19 protein-coding genes are annotated in these 14,927 nt (G+C 72.3%); 12 read left to right on the plus strand and 7 right to left on the minus strand.

Annotation, left to right across the window (positions count from 1 at the left end):
- The first annotated feature begins 72 nt into the window (after positions 1-72).
- Positions 73-1,209 carry an FAD-dependent oxidoreductase gene (locus AMIS_RS20865; protein ID WP_014444355.1) on the plus strand — a complete coding sequence of 379 codons (1,137 nt, stop codon included), beginning with the start codon at positions 73-75 and terminating at the stop codon, positions 1,207-1,209.
- Positions 1,210-1,251: 42 nt separating this feature from the next.
- Entirely contained in the window at positions 1,252-1,545 is a 294-nt protein-coding gene (locus AMIS_RS20870; protein WP_014444356.1) for a hypothetical protein, read from the plus strand.
- Here AMIS_RS20870 and AMIS_RS20875 read toward each other — a convergent pair whose 3' ends face one another.
- Positions 1,546-2,688, minus strand: a complete 1,143-nt coding sequence (locus tag AMIS_RS20875) for a MalY/PatB family protein (RefSeq protein ID WP_014444357.1) — start codon at positions 2,686-2,688, stop codon at positions 1,546-1,548.
- Between the two features lie 53 nt (positions 2,689-2,741).
- Between AMIS_RS20875 and AMIS_RS20880 the strand changes: the two genes are divergently transcribed.
- Complete coding sequence (locus AMIS_RS20880) at positions 2,742-3,638, plus strand: prenyltransferase/squalene oxidase repeat-containing protein (RefSeq protein ID WP_041829941.1); 897 nt, start codon at positions 2,742-2,744, stop codon at positions 3,636-3,638.
- Here AMIS_RS20880 and AMIS_RS20885 read toward each other — a convergent pair.
- Positions 3,575-4,936: an FAD-dependent monooxygenase gene (locus AMIS_RS20885; protein WP_014444359.1), complete on the minus strand. Its 1,362-nt coding sequence runs from the start codon at positions 4,934-4,936 to the stop codon at positions 3,575-3,577. The two genes, AMIS_RS20880 and AMIS_RS20885, sit on opposite strands and share 64 nt — an antisense overlap.
- A 100-nt stretch (positions 4,937-5,036) precedes the next feature.
- On the opposite strand from AMIS_RS20885, the gene AMIS_RS20890 reads away from it, so the two are divergent.
- Both AMIS_RS20890 and AMIS_RS20895 read left to right on the plus strand, forming a co-directional pair.
- Positions 5,037-5,588 (plus strand): TetR/AcrR family transcriptional regulator, encoded by a 552-nt coding sequence (locus tag AMIS_RS20890; protein WP_231859041.1) that lies wholly within the window; start codon positions 5,037-5,039, stop codon positions 5,586-5,588.
- Positions 5,589-5,628: 40 nt separating this feature from the next.
- Positions 5,629-6,321, plus strand: a complete 693-nt coding sequence (locus AMIS_RS20895; RefSeq protein WP_014444361.1) for a VOC family protein — start codon at positions 5,629-5,631, stop codon at positions 6,319-6,321.
- Here AMIS_RS20895 and AMIS_RS20900 read toward each other — a convergent pair.
- Positions 6,310-6,855 carry a hypothetical protein gene (locus AMIS_RS20900; protein ID WP_014444362.1) on the minus strand — a complete coding sequence of 182 codons (546 nt, stop codon included), beginning with the start codon at positions 6,853-6,855 and terminating at the stop codon, positions 6,310-6,312. The genes AMIS_RS20895 and AMIS_RS20900 overlap by 12 nt on opposite strands.
- A gap of 175 nt (positions 6,856-7,030) precedes the next feature.
- On the opposite strand from AMIS_RS20900, the gene AMIS_RS20905 reads away from it, so the two are divergent.
- Together AMIS_RS20905 and AMIS_RS20910 are read left to right on the plus strand one after the other, a co-directional pair.
- On the plus strand, positions 7,031-7,528 hold the full coding sequence (locus AMIS_RS20905; protein WP_157434959.1) for a molybdopterin cofactor-binding domain-containing protein: 498 nt from the start codon (positions 7,031-7,033) through the stop codon (positions 7,526-7,528).
- A gap of 5 nt (positions 7,529-7,533) precedes the next feature.
- On the plus strand, positions 7,534-7,944 hold the full coding sequence (locus AMIS_RS20910; protein WP_014444364.1) for a MarR family winged helix-turn-helix transcriptional regulator: 411 nt from the start codon (positions 7,534-7,536) through the stop codon (positions 7,942-7,944).
- On the opposite strand, the gene AMIS_RS20915 is transcribed toward AMIS_RS20910, so the two are convergent.
- Positions 7,937-8,521, minus strand: a complete 585-nt coding sequence (locus AMIS_RS20915) for a class I SAM-dependent methyltransferase (RefSeq protein ID WP_014444365.1) — start codon at positions 8,519-8,521, stop codon at positions 7,937-7,939. The genes AMIS_RS20910 and AMIS_RS20915 overlap by 8 nt on opposite strands.
- A gap of 6 nt (positions 8,522-8,527) precedes the next feature.
- Positions 8,528-8,884 carry a VOC family protein gene (locus AMIS_RS20920; RefSeq protein WP_014444366.1) on the minus strand — a complete coding sequence of 119 codons (357 nt, stop codon included), beginning with the start codon at positions 8,882-8,884 and terminating at the stop codon, positions 8,528-8,530.
- A 56-nt stretch (positions 8,885-8,940) separates the two neighbouring features.
- Here AMIS_RS20920 and AMIS_RS20925 point away from each other — a divergent pair, with 56 nt between their 5' ends.
- Together AMIS_RS20925 and AMIS_RS20930 are read left to right on the plus strand one after the other, a co-directional pair.
- A complete protein-coding gene (locus tag AMIS_RS20925) occupies positions 8,941-9,654 on the plus strand; it encodes an HAD family hydrolase (RefSeq protein ID WP_014444367.1) in 714 nt (237 codons plus the stop codon).
- A complete protein-coding gene (locus AMIS_RS20930; RefSeq protein ID WP_014444368.1) occupies positions 9,647-10,384 on the plus strand; it encodes an SAM-dependent methyltransferase in 738 nt (245 codons plus the stop codon). The genes AMIS_RS20925 and AMIS_RS20930 overlap by 8 nt, the downstream gene beginning before the upstream one ends.
- A gap of 83 nt (positions 10,385-10,467) precedes the next feature.
- On the opposite strand, the gene AMIS_RS20935 is transcribed toward AMIS_RS20930, so the two are convergent.
- Entirely contained in the window at positions 10,468-11,022 is a 555-nt protein-coding gene (locus tag AMIS_RS20935) for a CGNR zinc finger domain-containing protein (protein WP_014444369.1), read from the minus strand.
- 70 nt (positions 11,023-11,092) lie between these two features.
- Here AMIS_RS20935 and AMIS_RS20940 point away from each other — a divergent pair, with 70 nt between their 5' ends.
- A complete protein-coding gene (locus tag AMIS_RS20940; protein WP_014444370.1) occupies positions 11,093-12,052 on the plus strand; it encodes an EamA family transporter in 960 nt (319 codons plus the stop codon).
- Positions 12,053-12,074: 22 nt separating this feature from the next.
- Here the strand turns inward: AMIS_RS20940 and AMIS_RS20945 are convergent, their stop codons facing one another.
- A complete protein-coding gene (locus AMIS_RS20945) occupies positions 12,075-13,442 on the minus strand; it encodes a M20/M25/M40 family metallo-hydrolase (protein ID WP_014444371.1) in 1,368 nt (455 codons plus the stop codon).
- Positions 13,443-13,482: 40 nt separating this feature from the next.
- Between AMIS_RS20945 and AMIS_RS20950 the strand changes: the two genes are divergently transcribed.
- Complete coding sequence (locus AMIS_RS20950; RefSeq protein WP_014444372.1) at positions 13,483-14,286, plus strand: endonuclease/exonuclease/phosphatase family protein; 804 nt, start codon at positions 13,483-13,485, stop codon at positions 14,284-14,286.
- A 105-nt stretch (positions 14,287-14,391) separates the two neighbouring features.
- On the plus strand, positions 14,392-14,925 hold the full coding sequence (locus AMIS_RS20955) for an SUKH-4 family immunity protein (protein ID WP_014444373.1): 534 nt from the start codon (positions 14,392-14,394) through the stop codon (positions 14,923-14,925).
- The last annotated feature ends 2 nt before the right edge of the window (positions 14,926-14,927 follow it).

The raw sequence follows: 14,927 nt of genomic DNA on the forward strand, positions 1-14,927 counted from the left end.
AAGCCTTGCGCAGGTATGAGCAAACGCTCATAGTGGTTTGAGCAAACGCTCATACCTTAGGAGGGGCACGTCATGAGACGAGCGGTGATCGTCGGTGCGGGGATCGCGGGACTGGCCACGGCGGTACGGCTCGGGCGCGACGGGTGGCAGACCGTGATCGTCGAGCGGGCGCCCGCCCGGCGGCGCAGCGGCTACATGGTCAACCTGATCGGCGCCGGGTTCGACGCCGCCGAACGCCTCGGCCTGCTGTCCGCGTTGACCGAGAGGGATCTCGGCGTCTTCACCACGGTGCTGGTCCGGGCCGACGGCAGCCCGAAGTTCACCGTCCCGGCGGCGGTGGCCGAGGCGGCGGTCGGCCCGCGCGCCATGACCGTCTTCCGCGGCGATCTGGAGGCGGTGCTCTTCGACCAGGCCACGGCGCTGGGCGGGACCGCGCCGGACTTCCGCTTCGGGACGACCGTCACGGCCGTCGACCAGCACCCCGACGGGGTACGGGTGGAGCTCTCCGACGGCACGACGGAAGAGGCGGATCTGCTGGTCGGGGCGGACGGTGTGCAGTCCCGTACCCGGACGATGTTCTTCGGTCCTGACTTCCGGGTGGACTTCCCCTACGTGGTGCTGGCGTTTCCGGTGGCCGGCGACGCGTCCGGCACGGCGGTGACCCATATCGGACCGGGCCGCACGGCAGCGGTCGTCAATCTCGGGCCGGAGCGCTCCTCGGCGTTCGTCACCTACCGCTGTGACGACCCCGGCGCGGAACTCAGCCAGGGGCCCGCCGCCGCCCTGGCCGGCGCGGTCGGCGACCTGGCGGTCGGACTGCCGGCGACCGTGCCGGACGACGCCTACTTCGACCGGGTCAGCCAGGTCGCCATGCCCCGATGGAGCGACGGCCGGATCGTGCTCGTCGGCGACGCGGCCTGGTGCGTGACCCTGTTCGCGGGGCACGGGGCGACGCTCGCCCTGACCGGCGCCGACCGGCTCGGCGCCTGCCTCCGGGAGCACTCGTCGATTCCGGACGCGCTCACCGCGTGGGAGGCGACGCTCCGGCCCGAGGTGGTGAGACGGCAGGCCACCGCCAAGCGCGGGATGATGCAGTACGCGCCGCCGACCCGCTTCCACGTCGCCATGAACGACCTCACGATGCGAGCGATCACCCTGCCCGGAGTCCGCAACCTGGTCCGCCGGGCCATCGAACGCCAGAGCCGGTGAGACGGCAGGTGTAACCCGGGCCCGGCCGGGAACGCCACCCGCATGGCGAAGGCACGCGCCGCCTCGGTGGCGGCATCGAGTCAGTTCACCGGCGACGACGGGATCCGGCAGCCGGCCGGCGAGGTCCACGCCTGGACCCCCGGCATGAACCAGACCCTCTGCGGCCTGGCACTGAGCCGCACCCGGCTGCGCACCTTCCCGCACGTCAAGTTCGACTTCCGGGCCACCGACGTGGTCACCGCCGAGGACGAGGTGCGCTACGTCTGCCCCCGCTGCGTCGCCGCCACGAGCCGGCGCGGCGAGCGGTCCTGGACCCGCACCGCGCCCCGCCCGTGATCACCGGAGGACCATCCGCCGCACCGCCTCGGTGATCACCTCCGGCGACGTGCCGATGTTGAGGCGCACGTGCCCGGCCCCACCGGTCCCGAAGTCCGGGCCGGGCACGAACGCCACCCGCCCCTGCTCCAGGAACACCGCCGCCGGATCGTCGCCGAGCCCCAGCTCCCGGCAGTCCAGCCAGGCCAGATACGTCGCCTCGCCCGGCCGGTACCGCACCGCCGGCAACTCCGTGTCCAGCAGCGACGCCAGCAGCCGCCGGTTCTCGCCGATGCCGGCCAGCACCGCGTCGAGCCACTGACCGCCGTCCCGGAACGCGGCGGTGTGCGCGATCACGCCGACGTGGCTGGCCCCCTCCACCACCCACTGCGGGATGCCGGCGAGATCGCCCGCGGCGTCCGGTCCGGCGACGACGAGGGCGGCCTTCAGCCCGGCCAGGTTCCAGCCCTTCGTCGCGGAGAGCAGCGCGAACCCGCGCGAGGCGCCCGGCACACTGAGGTACGGCACGAACGACGCCCCCGCCAGCACCAGCGGCGCGAAGATCTCGTCGGACACCACTCGCACCCCGTGCCGATCGGCGAGGGCGGCCAGCGCGGACAGCTCGGTCACCGTGTGCACGGCGCCGGTCGGGTTCTGCGGGTTGCACAGCAGATAGGTGGCGCCCGCCCCGGCCCGCGCGAACGCGGCATCGAGCGCCGCGAGGTCCAGCCGCCCGTCCGCGCCGAGCGGCGCCTCCGCCACCGTCCGCCCGGTCCGCCGAACATAGGCGTAGTAGGGAGGATATGTCGGGCTGCTCACCACCACCGTCCGCCCCGGCGCGCTGATCACCCCGAGCACCTCCAGGATCCCGGCCATCACATCCGGGACCACCCGGGTCAGCGCCGGATCAACCCCTTTCCACCCCCATCGGGTACGGGCGAAGCCGTCCACCGCCTCCGCGTACGCGCTGCCGGCCGCATAGCCGGTGTCGCCGAGCCGCACCGCGTCGGTGATCGCCCGCACGACGGGATCCGCCAGCGGCGCGTCCATCTCCGCCACGAAGACGGGCAGCACATCCTCGGGATAGGTGCGCCACTTCTCACTCGTACGGCGGCGAAGTTGATCCAAAGAAAGGCGCCGCAGCGGGTTTCCATCGACAGCCATGCGCCCCAGCCTATGTCCGAGCGGACCGGTGAGGGTCCTGACAGGATGGCGGGATGGACTTGGATCTCGACGCCGCGGTCTCGTTCGTCGCCACCCACGCCCGGGCGCTGGAGCGACGCCGCCTCGCCTTCCTGCTCGGCCGGGGGCAGCCCGAGCCCGTGCTCGCCGCGCTGGACGGATACCGCAATCCGGACGGCGGGTACGGCTGGGCGCTCGAACCCGACCTGCGCTCGGTGACGAGTCAGCCGGTCGGCGCGATGCACGCCCTGGAGATCTGCGCGGAGATCGGCGACACCGGCCCGGAGCGGGTGCCCCGGCTGCTGGACTGGCTCGCCGAGCAGTCCAACGACGACGGCGGCATCGCCTTCAGCCTGCCGTTCGCGGACACCGAGGGATGCGCACCGCACTGGGTCGCCGCCGGTCCGGACTCGTCGCTGACGATGACCGCGCAGCTGGCGGCGCAGGCCCACCGGCTCGCGCGCCGCAACCGCACGGTGGCGCGGCACCCGTGGCTGGCCGCCGCGACGGCGTACTGCCTGGACACCATGGAGGGCGTCGCCGAGGAGCCGCACGCGATCGAGCTGATGTTCGCGATGTACCTCCTGGACTCGATCGCCGCCGACGACACCCGGGCGCGGGCGCTGCTGGAGCGGTGGACCGGTTTCGTTCGCCTGGACGGCCCGACGCCGGTGGCCGGCGGCGCGGAGGGCGAGGTGCTGCGTCCGCTCGACTTCACGCCGCACGCGGACGCGCCGTCGCGGGAGTGGTTCAGCGCCGAGGCGATCGCCGCCGACCGGGAGCGGCTCGCCGGTGAGCAGCGGGCGGACGGCGGCTGGGACGTCACGTTCCAGACGTTCAGCGCGGCGGCCGCCCTGGAGTGGCGCGGTTACGCCACGGTGCAGGCGGTCACGGTGCTGACCGAGGCGGCCGGTCCGCGCCAGGCGACGTAACCGTCGGGGCGGACCAGCATCGCCTGATCGGTGTCGGTCATCGGCGCCGCCACGCGCAGACGGTCACGGTGCCCGACGGCGCCGGCGGTGATCAGCACGTGCCGGCCCTCGCGCAGCGCCTCGTAGAGGCGCTCTCCCCCACGCAGCGGGAGATCGGCGGCGCGCGGCGCGCCGGGATAGTCGATGCCGATCCCGGAGATCACCCCGGCCGCGCGCCGGGTCACCGCGGGGAGCGCGAGCAGGGCCGAACCGGCGGCGTTACGCGCGAACCGGGCCGGGCGCGACCGCAGCATCGCCATCCGGATCAGGGCGCCGCTGCTGCGCAGCACGAGCCTGCCGACCGGGTGACGTTCCTCCTGGTACGTGTCGAGCAGGCCCGCCGCGGCCTCCCCCGTCATCGTGGCGGCCAGTTTCCAGGACAGGTTCGCGGCGTCCTGCAGGCCGGTGTTCATGCCCTGCCCGCCGGCCGGCGAGTGCACGTGAGCGGCGTCCCCGGCGAGGAAGACCCGGCCGTTCCGGTATCGCGGGACCTGCCGCTCGTCGCTGTGGAAACGGGACAGCCAGCGGGACTCGGTCAGGCCGAAGTCGGTGCCGTGGACGCGCCGGGTCACCTCGCGGATCTCGTCGAGGGTGACCGGCACGGTGTCATCGACCTGGTGCCGGCGGTCCCAGGCGAAGATCCGGTACCAGCCGTCACCGAACGGCGCGACCATCGCGAACGCGTCGCCGACCGCGTTCACCGCCAGCACGTCGTCCGGCGGTTCCGCGAGCCGGACGTCCGCCAGCATGATCGAGGTCAGCACGGCCCGGCCCGGGAAAGGCAGACGCAAAGCCGTGCGTACGGCACTGTGCACGCCGTCGGCGCCCACGACATAGCCGGCTTCCTCGGTCCGGCCGGGGAACTCCAGCGTGACCCGGTCGTCGTCCTGGCGCACGCCGGTGAGTTCGGCGCCGCGCACGATCCGGGCACCGAGCTCGAGCGCCCGCCGTTCCAGTGCCTGCTCCACCCGGTACTGCGGGGTGATCAGCAGGTAGGGGAACCGGGACGGCAGGGTGGACAGGTCGAGCCGGATCCGGTCGAACAGCCGAAGGCTGCCGATCCGGGCGCCCCCGGCGACGATCTCGTCGGCGAGTCCGCGGGCGTCCAGCACTTCCAGGGTGCGGGCGTGCACACCGAAGGCGCGGGTGAGGTTCGAGGCGCCGGTACGACGCTCGTAGACGGTGACCGGCACCCCGGCCCGGGCCAGATCTCCGGCGAGCAGCAGCCCGGTCGGTCCGGCTCCGATGATCGCAATCATGACGCCCTCCCTTTGTCAACGCTTGTTGGCAACGGTAGGCCGGTTGACGAGCTTAAGTCAACACCTGTTGGCCAACGGTTGTTGGCATATGCTGACGGGCATGCCACGCCGCTCCGACAACACCCGCGCCGCGATCCTGGCCGCCGCCCGCGAACGATTCGCCGCCGACGGCTTCGAGCGCGCCACCATTCGCGCGATCGCCGCCGACGCGAACATCGACCCGTCAATGGTGATGCGTTATTACGGCAACAAGGAGGGTTTGTTCGCGGCCGCCGCCGAGTTCGACCTCCGGCTTCCGGACATATCGGAAATTTCACCCGATGCCGTGGGCCTGACGCTTGTCACCCACTTCTTCGACAGGTGGTCCGGCGACGAGACGCTTATGGCGCTGCTCCGCGCGGCTGTCACCCAGGATTCCGCAGCGGAGCGGATGCGCACCATCTTCGCGGCACAGCTCGGTCCGGTGGCCGCCCGCGTCACCCCCGACCCGGACGAAGCAGCGACACGCGCGGGACTGGTCGCCACCCAGATCCTCGGCTTCGCGCTGTGTCGTTTCGTCCTGCGGCTCCCACCGGTGACCGACATGGACCGCGACCAGGCGATCGCCTGGCTGGCGCCCACCATCCAGCGCTACCTCACAGCCGCCGGATGAACCGATGCGTCCGGCGGCGGCCCGCCCTAGTCTCCGGCGCATGGCCAGCCGACTGTCCGCGCTCCGCTTCGACGCCCTCGACCCTGGGCATCTCGCCCGGTTCTGGTCCGGTCTGCTCGGCGGGGAGACGACCGCCGACGCCACACTGCTGCCCGGCGACGACACCGGCTTCGCGATCCGGTTCGTCCTCTCCGACCAGCCGAAAGCGGGCCTGAACCAGGTCCACTTCGACCTGTCCAGCAACCTGTCGCCGCAGCAGGAGACCGTCGACCGGGCCTTGGCGCTCGGCGCCCGGCACTTCGACGTCGGCCAGAAACCCGAGGAGGACCACGTCGTCCTCGCCGACCCGGAGGGCAACGAGTTCTGCGTGATCCCGGCCGGCAACCGGTTCCTCGCCGGCTGTCCCCCGATCGGCGCCCTCTCCTGCGACGGCACGCAGGCGGTCGGCTACTTCTGGAGCCGCGCCCTGGACTGGCCCCTGGTCTGGGACCAGAACGAGGAGACCGCGATCCGCTCCCCGCGCGGCGGCCCGAAGGTCAGCTGGGGCGGCCCACCCCTCAACGAGCGCACCGGCCGCAACCGCCTCCGGTTCGAGCTGGTCCCGGACGGCGACCACCAGGCCGAGGCAGCCCGCCTGATCACGCTGGGCGCCACACTGGTCGGCACCGACGAGGACAGCACGCGACTCGCCGACCCGGACGGCAACGAGTTCCACCTCCGCTCACACCAGTGAGATCGCCCGCCCGGCCGCTGCGATGATCGGCTCAGCCGCCACCGTCACCCGGGCCTCGGCGATGCCGTGCGCGGGCCAGGAGCAGACGAACATCAGCGGTCCGGGCGGCGGCAACGGCCACACCCAGTGGTTCATCTCGTAACGCCGCGATCCTCCGCCGCCGCTCTGCCGCATCAGCACCGGTCCCGCGCCCTCCCCCTCCGGCGGCCAGCCGGCATTCGTGGCGACGCGCCCGTCAGCGAAGCGCACGCCCAGCCGCAGGAACTCGGGCCCGTAGTCCTGCTCGAACCCGCGCCGGAACACCCGCCCCTGACGATCCTCATCCCGCAGAGCGATCACCAGGTCAAAACCGAAACCGTTCGGGTACGCGATGAGCCCGCTCACCCCCACGGCGGCATCATCACCGCGCGCCAGCAGGAACTGCTCCGCCACCCCGCCGCCGAGCATCGTGGCCGGCCTCTCCCACGGTGGCGGTGGCGGCTCCTCGTGCTCCGGCTCCGGGGGCGGCGGCGGAAAGTCATCGAAGAAGCTCACTCCGCCACAGTAGAGCCCCGCGCCCCGGGTCCGCAGCGCCCCGCCGCACGCTGGCAGCGGCCCAGCCGCGGGTTCACAGCGGCCCAGCCGCGCAGGTCCGCCGCGTAAGTGCCGCGCAGGTCCGCCGCGTAAGTGCCGCCCGCCCGGCCCCACCGCCCGGCCCCACCGCCCCGTGGTGGATCTTGGAACGTTCGAGGCGAGCTGGCTCTCAGTGTCGTGCGGGCACACGCCCGGGTGCACGGAGAACCAGCCGGTTCACCCGAGCTGGCTCGTAGTGCTGCCGGCGTGCCACCTGGATTACGGCTCGGCGATCGCGGTCCTGGTCTCGACCGGCCCGATGCGGGTGACGGCGGCCGTCGACGTCGGCGTCCCGGTGCACCCGTCCGGCGTGACGGCGCAGGTCGAGGGCGGGATCATGGACGCGGTGTCCACGGTTCTCGGTGCCCAGATCACGGTACGTGACGGCGCGGTCGTCCAGTCCTCGTTCCGGGACTACGCCTGGGCCCGCATCGGTGACTGCCCGGAGATCGACGTGATCCTGGTGCCGTCGCACGCCCCGATCGGCGGGCTCGGCGAGCTGGCCTATCCGCCGGCGGCCGCCGCGATCGCCTCGGCCCTGGCCGCCGGTGGCGACCCGGTGGAGGGAATGCCGTACGGCATCGGAGTAGGTTGATTGCTGTGGAGGACGTCGAATCCTGGCCGACCGGCCGCCTGCTCTCGGCCGCGGCGCGCATGGTGGAGCGACGGTTCGACCGCTTCCTGACCGACCTGGACCTCACCCACGCCGGGATGATCGTCCTGCATCATCTGGAGGGCGGCCCGCTCTCACAACGCGAGCTGGCCCACCTCTGCCGGGTCACGGATCAGACGATGAGCCGTACCCTCGAACGCCTTGCCCGCACCGGCCACGCCGCCCGCACGCTGGACCCGCAGGACCGGCGCCGCACCCTGGTCGCGCTCAGCGAGAAGGGCGCCGAGGCGCTGGCGGCGGCCCGCGCCGAGGAGCGGCGGTTCGAGCGCGATCTGGGGTACGAGCAGATCCGCCCGCAGCTGATCGCCCTGATCAAGAAGGGGTCCTCGATCAGTTGATCGCCCGGGCCGCGATCGCGCCGTGCGTGCGGTGGCCGTCTCCGGCAGGGCGGAGCAACCGTTCGATCTCGGTGAAACCGGCGCGCTCCAGCCGGGTGGCCATCGCGTCCGGCGGCCACCGGTAGGCCGTCGTCACCTTGTGATCGAAAGCCGCCACCTCGTCACCGACGAAGAACCCGATCACCAGACTCCCGCCCGGCCGGACGGCACGGCGGAACCGGGCCAGCACGGCGTCCATCTCGTCGGGATGCCGGTGGATCGTGGAGTACCAGGCGAGGATGCCGTCGAGATCGGTGACCTCGAGGTCGTCCATCGACTCGACCCGGAACTCGATGCCGGGATGCGTCGCCCGGGCGTGCGCCACGAACGACGGCGTCAGATCGATTCCGGTCACGTCGGCGCCGAGCCCGCGCAGGTATCCGGTCAGGTGGCCGGGACCGCACCCGGCGTCGACGACCCGCCCGCCCAGATGGCGGGCGATCAGCGCCAGGTCCTCGGCGTGCGCACTCTCCACCGACCCGAACAGGTCGATGTAGAGGCCGGAGACGTTCTCATAGGCCTGCTCGATGTCGGTCATCGCCGGTCATTGTAGTGCGGCCAGGAACTCCAGGCGGTTGCCGTGGGCGTCCTCGGTGTGGAAGCGGCGCATGCCGGGCAGCTCGTCGTCGCCCCACACGACCGGGTGGCCGGCCGCGGCGAGGCGCGCGGCCAGGCCGTCCAGGTCGGGCCAGAGCAGGCCGGGGTGCGCCTTGCGGGCGGGGCGGAAGTCGTCCTCGACGCCGAGGTGCAGCTCGATGCCGTGACCGGCGAACCAGCACCCGCCGCGGGCCGCGAGCACGGGCGGTTTGGGGATCTCGGTCAGGCCCAGCACGCCGGCGTAGAACAACCGGGAGACGTCCTCCGCGCCGCGGGGGCAGGCCAGTTGCACGTGATGGATCACGTCACTCCCCTTACAAGACGTACGTACGGTTTTGTTCGTGAGGTGATACTAGCAACGTGACGATCAAGGCGCTGATCTTCGACTTCGACGGGCTGCTGATGGACACCGAGACCACGCTGCTGGACAGCTGGCGGTGGGAATGGCGGCGGCACGGCCTGGAACTCGACCCGGCCGGATTCTTCGCCGACCACGGCGGGGACATCAACGAGTCGCGGTACGCCGCCCTGGCCGCCGCCGCCGGAGCGGGATACGACCGGGAGACCAGTCATGCGCTGCGCAGCGCGTACCGCAAGGAGTTGAACGCCGCGCTGCAGCCGGCACCGGGCATCACCGGCTGGCTGGACCGGGCCGCCGACCTGGGACTGCGGCTCGCGGTGGCGAGCAGCTCCCCGCTCTGGCACGTCGGCGCGATGCTCGACCAGGCCGGGCTGCGGTCCCGCTTCGAGGTGCTCGCCACCGGCGAGGAGGTGGCCGCGCACAAGCCGGATCCGGCGGTCTACCTGCTGGCGCTGGAACGTCTCGGGCTGCCGGCCGGCGCGGCGGTCGCCTTCGAGGACACCGCGCACGGGGTCGCGGCCGCCCACGCGGCCGGGCTGCGGTGCGTGGCCGTCCCCAACCCGCATGCCGACCACGCCCGGTTCACCGCGGCCGAGCTGCTGCTGACCAGCGCGGCCGATCGGTCGCTGGACGAGGTGCTGGCGGCGCTCGCGCCGCCGGGAAATCCGGTGCGCCGCCGGGCCGAGCATGGGATGCTGCCCGCCGATGACTGATCTCACCGAGGCGTTCTGGCGCGCCCACCACGACCTGCCCCGCGAGGCCCCCGGCTCACCCGCCACCACCGAGCTGCTGCTGCGCCTGGCCGGCCGGCTCCCCGCCGAGCCGCGCGTGCTCGACCTCGGCTGCGGCACCGGACCTGCCACGATCGTGCTGGCCCGGCTCACCGGCGGGCACGTCACGGCCGTCGATCTGCACGAGCCGTTCCTGGAGCGCCTCGCCGCGAACGCCCGGGCCGCCGGTGTCGCCGACCGGATCGAGACGCGCGTCGCGTCGATGGAGGACCTCGACGTCGCGCCCGGGACGGCCGACCTGATCTGGGCCGAGGGCTCGGCCTACGTGATCGGGTTCGACGCCGCGCTCGCCGCGTGGAAACCACTGCTGGCACCCGGCGGCGTACTGGTGCTCACCGAGGCGGAGTGGCTGACCCTCACGCCGTCGGCGGGCGCCCGGGAGTTCTGGGATCCGGGTTACCCGGCGATGCGTACCACCGCCGGCAACGTCGAGGCCGCCCAGCGGGCCGGGTGGACCGTCCGGGCGACGTACGTGCTGCCGGACAGTGACTGGGACGAGTACTACGGGCCGCTCGCCGCGAGCATCGAGCGGCTGCGCCACGAGGGTGTCCCGGCCGATCTGCTGGACCAGGTCGGCGCCGAGATCGGCGTCCGGGCCGAACACGGCACGGACTACGGCTACACCGGGTACGTGCTCCGGCCCCGCCCCTGACGGTCACCGCCCGGGGTACGCACCCCGGGCCCCACCCTTCACGGTCACCGCCCGGGATACACACCCCGGGCCCCCCTTCACGGTCACCGCCCGTCGGACTTGCGCGCCCGGTAGTTGACCATGTTGACCCGGTTACCGCAGCGCACACTGCAGAACCGCTTCGATCCGTTCTTCGACAGGTCGATGAAGATGCCCGTGCAGTCGTCGGCGCCGCAGACCCGCAGCCGGCTCGTCTCCCCGGTGCGGATCACGTCGATCAGCGCGAGCGCCGCCTCCACCCGGATCCGCTCGGCGAGCGGCGACGTCGGCTCGGTGGCATGGATGTGCCAGTCCGAGCCGTCGTGGCGGGTCAGGAAGGGCAACGCGCGCGCCTCCCGCAGTATCCGGTTGACGGCCTCCACCGCGGCGTCCCGCTCCAGTGTCCACACCTCGCGCAGCAGCGCCCGCGTCTCCCGTACCGCCGCTAGTTCGGCCTCGTCGTGGTCGATGCGTCCGGAGTAGACGTACCCGCGCAGCAGCTCGCTCAGCTGGTCGATGGTGGCGATCTCGTCGTCCCCGGAGCGGGAGGCGCCGGGACTCGTGTTGACGAGTGTCACGACGAACTCCAGCGACTCTTCGGTGTCAGGGGCAAAAAGCAATTTGACTCCCTACAGAACCCGGCCTAGCGTCAGGGACGAAGCTAATTTAGCCCATGACAGGGGACCCGCCGTGAACCTCTCGCCGCGCTCCACCGGACTCGTCGCCGCAGTGATCTCGGCCGCCACCTTCGGCACGTCCGGCGCGTTCATCAAACCGCTCCTGGAAGCCGGCTGGTCCCCGGCGGCCGCGGTCACCGCCCGCGCGCTGATCGCCGGTCTGCTCCTGCTCCCGTTCGTGCTCGTGGCGCTGCGCGGGCGCTGGGACACGCTGTGGCGGGCCCGCTGGCGGATCGCCGGCATGGGCGTCATCGCCGTCGCGTTCACCCAGCTCAGCTACTTCGCCGCGATCAGCCGGATCCCGGTGTCGACGGCGCTGCTGGTGGAGTACCTGGCGCCGCTGCTGCTGGTCCTCTGGGTCTGGGCCACCACCCGGCGGATGCCGCGCCCGGCCGTGCTGCTCGGCTCGGCCCTGGCGATCGGCGGCCTGGTGCTGGTGATCGGGCCGGGCGCGCTGCAGGCCGTGGACCCGCTCGGCATCCTGCTCGCGTTCGCGGCCGCGATCGGCTGCGCGGTGTACTTCGTGGTCGCGGCCCGGCCCGCCGACGGGCTGCCCCCGGTCGCCCTGGCCGGTGTCGGGTTGCTGCTCGGCGGCGCGGTGCTCGGGCTCACCGGCCTGGCCGGGATCGTGCCGATGACCGTCACGTTCACCGACGTCACGCTGCTCGGCACGATCGCGCCGTGGTGGGTGCCGCTCGCCGTCGTGGCCGTCTTCGCGACGGCCATCGCCTACGCGACGGGCATCTTCGGCTCCAGCCGGCTCGGCTCCCGGCTCGCGTCGTTCATCGGGCTGCTGGAGGTCGTGTTCGCGTCGGTGTTCGCCTGGGTCGTCGTCGATGAGGCGCTCACCCCGCTGCAGATGGTCGGCGGCGCGCTGATCCTGGCCGGCATCGCCGCGATCCCCGCCGAGCCCGCCGCCACCGACGCCACGCCGGCGGAGGACGCCACCCCCGCGCTGGTCAAGACCGCCTGAACGGCTGCCAGAAAACGGCGGGTCAGGACCGCCTGAACCGCTGCCAGAAACCGGCGAGGGTGTGCGCGCCCTTGAGCAGCACCTCGATCGACGCCCGTTCGTCGCTGTCGTGCCAGCGGTCCTCGGGCAGGCCGGTGCCGAAGTACACCACGGGCGCACCGGTCATCCGGTTCAGCAGGTCGGCCGGGCCACCGCCGGCGTTGCCCATCCGGCCCACCGGGGCGCCCCAGGCCTCCGCCATGGCCTCGGCCAGGAGAGTCACCGCCGGGTGGTCCGGCGGTGTCCGGTACGGATCCTGCCCGCTCTCCTCGGAGACGGTCAGCTCGTACCCGAATCGGTCGTTGATCTCCTCGGCCACCCACCGGCGCAGCTGATCGCCGACCGCGAGGGCGGTCTGATCGGGCACGATGCGGATGCTGATGGTCGCCTCGGCGGCGGCCGGCACCGCGCCCCGCGAGGGTCCCACCGGATCACCGCCGAGGATGCTGATCACCTCGGCCGCCGGGCGCAACCAGAGCCGTTCCAGGACGGTGTACCCGGCCTCCCCGCCGATGCTGCGGGTGTCCGATCGGGTCAGCCAGTCGTCCTCGGTGAACGGCAGCGCGGCGAGCTCGGCGCGCCGCCGCTCGGACGGCTCGTCGACGTCGTCGTAGAAGCCCGGCAGCGTGATCCGGCCCTTGTCGTCGTGCATCTGCCCGAGCAGCCGGGACAGCTCCAGGACCGGGTTCGGCGCGGGGCCGGAGACCGCACCGCTGTGCATGTCCCGCAGCGGCCCGAAGACCCGCAGCTGGGCCAGGATCATGCCGCGCATGCTGGTGCAGATCGCCGGGTGCTCGGCGTGCCAGAGCAGCGTGTCGGAGAAGAGGACCAGGTCGGCGGTGACGCCGTGCTCCTTCAGCAGCGTCTCCAGCTGCCCGGATCCGGTCTCCTCCTCGCCCTCGACGAGCACCGTGATGTTCACGGCCGGCGCGCCCGCCTCCGCCAGGTACGCCCGCAGTCCCCACACGTGCGCGATCACCTGCCCCTTGGCGTCCGAGGCGCCACGGCCGTAGACGTACCCGTCCCGGACCACCGCCTGGAACGGCGTGGTCTCCTCCCACTCCTGCTCCTTGGCGGCCCGCACGTCGTGGTGGCTGTAGATCAGCACGGTCGGGGCGGCGGGATCCGTGCGCCACTGCGCGTAGACGGCCGGGGCGCCGTCCGCCTTCCACACCTCCACGGTCGGGAAACCGGTCTCGCGCAGCACCCCGGCCAGCCAGTTCGCCGAGCGCAGCAGATCCGCCTCGTGCTCCGGAACACCGGCGACCGAGGGTACGCCCACCCAGTCGGCCAGGTGCCGGACGAGGTCGTCACGATGGTTGTCGAGGTAGGTGCGCGCAGCCGTGGACATGGCGCGCGGACTACCCCGTACCGGACCGGATAATCCGGGGATGCGGATCGTGAGTGTGAACGCCTGGGGCGGCGCCCGGGCCGACGAGCTCCTCGCCTGGCTGCCGGTGAGCGGCGCGGACGTGGCCTGCCTGCAGGAGGTGACCCGGACGCCGGGGCGCAGCGGCTGGACCCGGTTCGACGACGGCGAGCGGCAGCTGCCGCAGCGGGCCGACCTCTTCGCCGATGTGCGGAGCGCGCTCCCCCGCCACCAGGGCATCTTCGTGGCGAGCGACTCCGGCCCGGTGCACGACGACGACGGCGGGCGGCACCGGCAGGACTTCGGCCTGGCCACCTTCGCCGGCGAGCGGTGGCCGGTGATCGGGCTGGACTCGGCGTTCGTGCACGGCGAGTTCACCGACCACCCCGAGTGGACGATCGCCGACCGGCCGCGGGCCGCGCTCGCGATCCGCACCACCGACCGGTCCGGGCCGGACGGCGGGCGGCCGGTCTGGGTCGTCCAGGTGCACGGTTTGCGGGATCCGGCCGGCAAGGGCGACACCCCGGCCCGGCTGCGGCAGGCCACCCGGCTGGCCGAGCTGGTGGACCGGATCCGCGGGCCGCGCGATCTCGTGGTGCTCTGCGGCGACTTCAACGTGCTGCCGTCCAGCGAGACCTTCGCCGTACTGGCGGACGTGGGTCTGACCGACCTGGTCGGCGACGCCGACACCCGCACGTCGAGTTACCCCAAGCCGGTACGGCACGCCAGTTACCTGCTCGTCTCGGACCTGGCGGCGGTCAAGCACTTCGCGGTGCTGTCCACACCGGAGGTCTCCGACCACCGCGCCCTGGTCCTGGACATCTGAATCGAGCAGTGGTTTTGCGCCGTGGCACCACATGTCGATAACAATGAGATCCTGCGTGCTGATATCGGCGAGCATCGACCGAACAGTCCTACTATTCTCGCTGCCGTGCCTACCGATGCTCTTCCCACACCTCCGGACTTCGAAGCGGTCGAGAACTGGGCGGGTGCCGGGCGGGTGATCCGCGCGGCCGGGCCGGACGTGGCCGCGTGGCAGCTGCCTGACCAGCAGAAAACCGCACTCACGTCGAGTGGTGTGCCGATGATCGAAGGGCTGGTGGACGTCGTGTCCTTCCAGGCCAAACCGACGATGTACCAGCTCGCGCACGCGCACGGGCTGGACCGGATCTTCGGGGCCGCCACGGCCACCGGCGCGGTGATGGAGCATTCGCCGGAAGCCGGGATGCGGTTCGTCAACTCGTCCATCGTGCATTGGCTCTGGTCATTGCATCTGGTCGGCAGCTGGGTGAAGGGGTCGGCGGCGCTGGCCCGGTGGGACGAGGACGCGGAGGCCGAGGAGCAGACGTTCGCGGAGATCGCGGCGCTGCTGGAGCAGATCCGCGCCCTGGACCCGCCGGCGGTCGGCGACGGCAGCCACGACAAGCACTTCTGGCCGGCCGTCCTGGACAGGTGGCTGTACTAAAG

The organism is Actinoplanes missouriensis 431, assembly GCF_000284295.1.
Lineage (GTDB): Bacteria > Actinomycetota > Actinomycetes > Mycobacteriales > Micromonosporaceae > Actinoplanes > Actinoplanes missouriensis.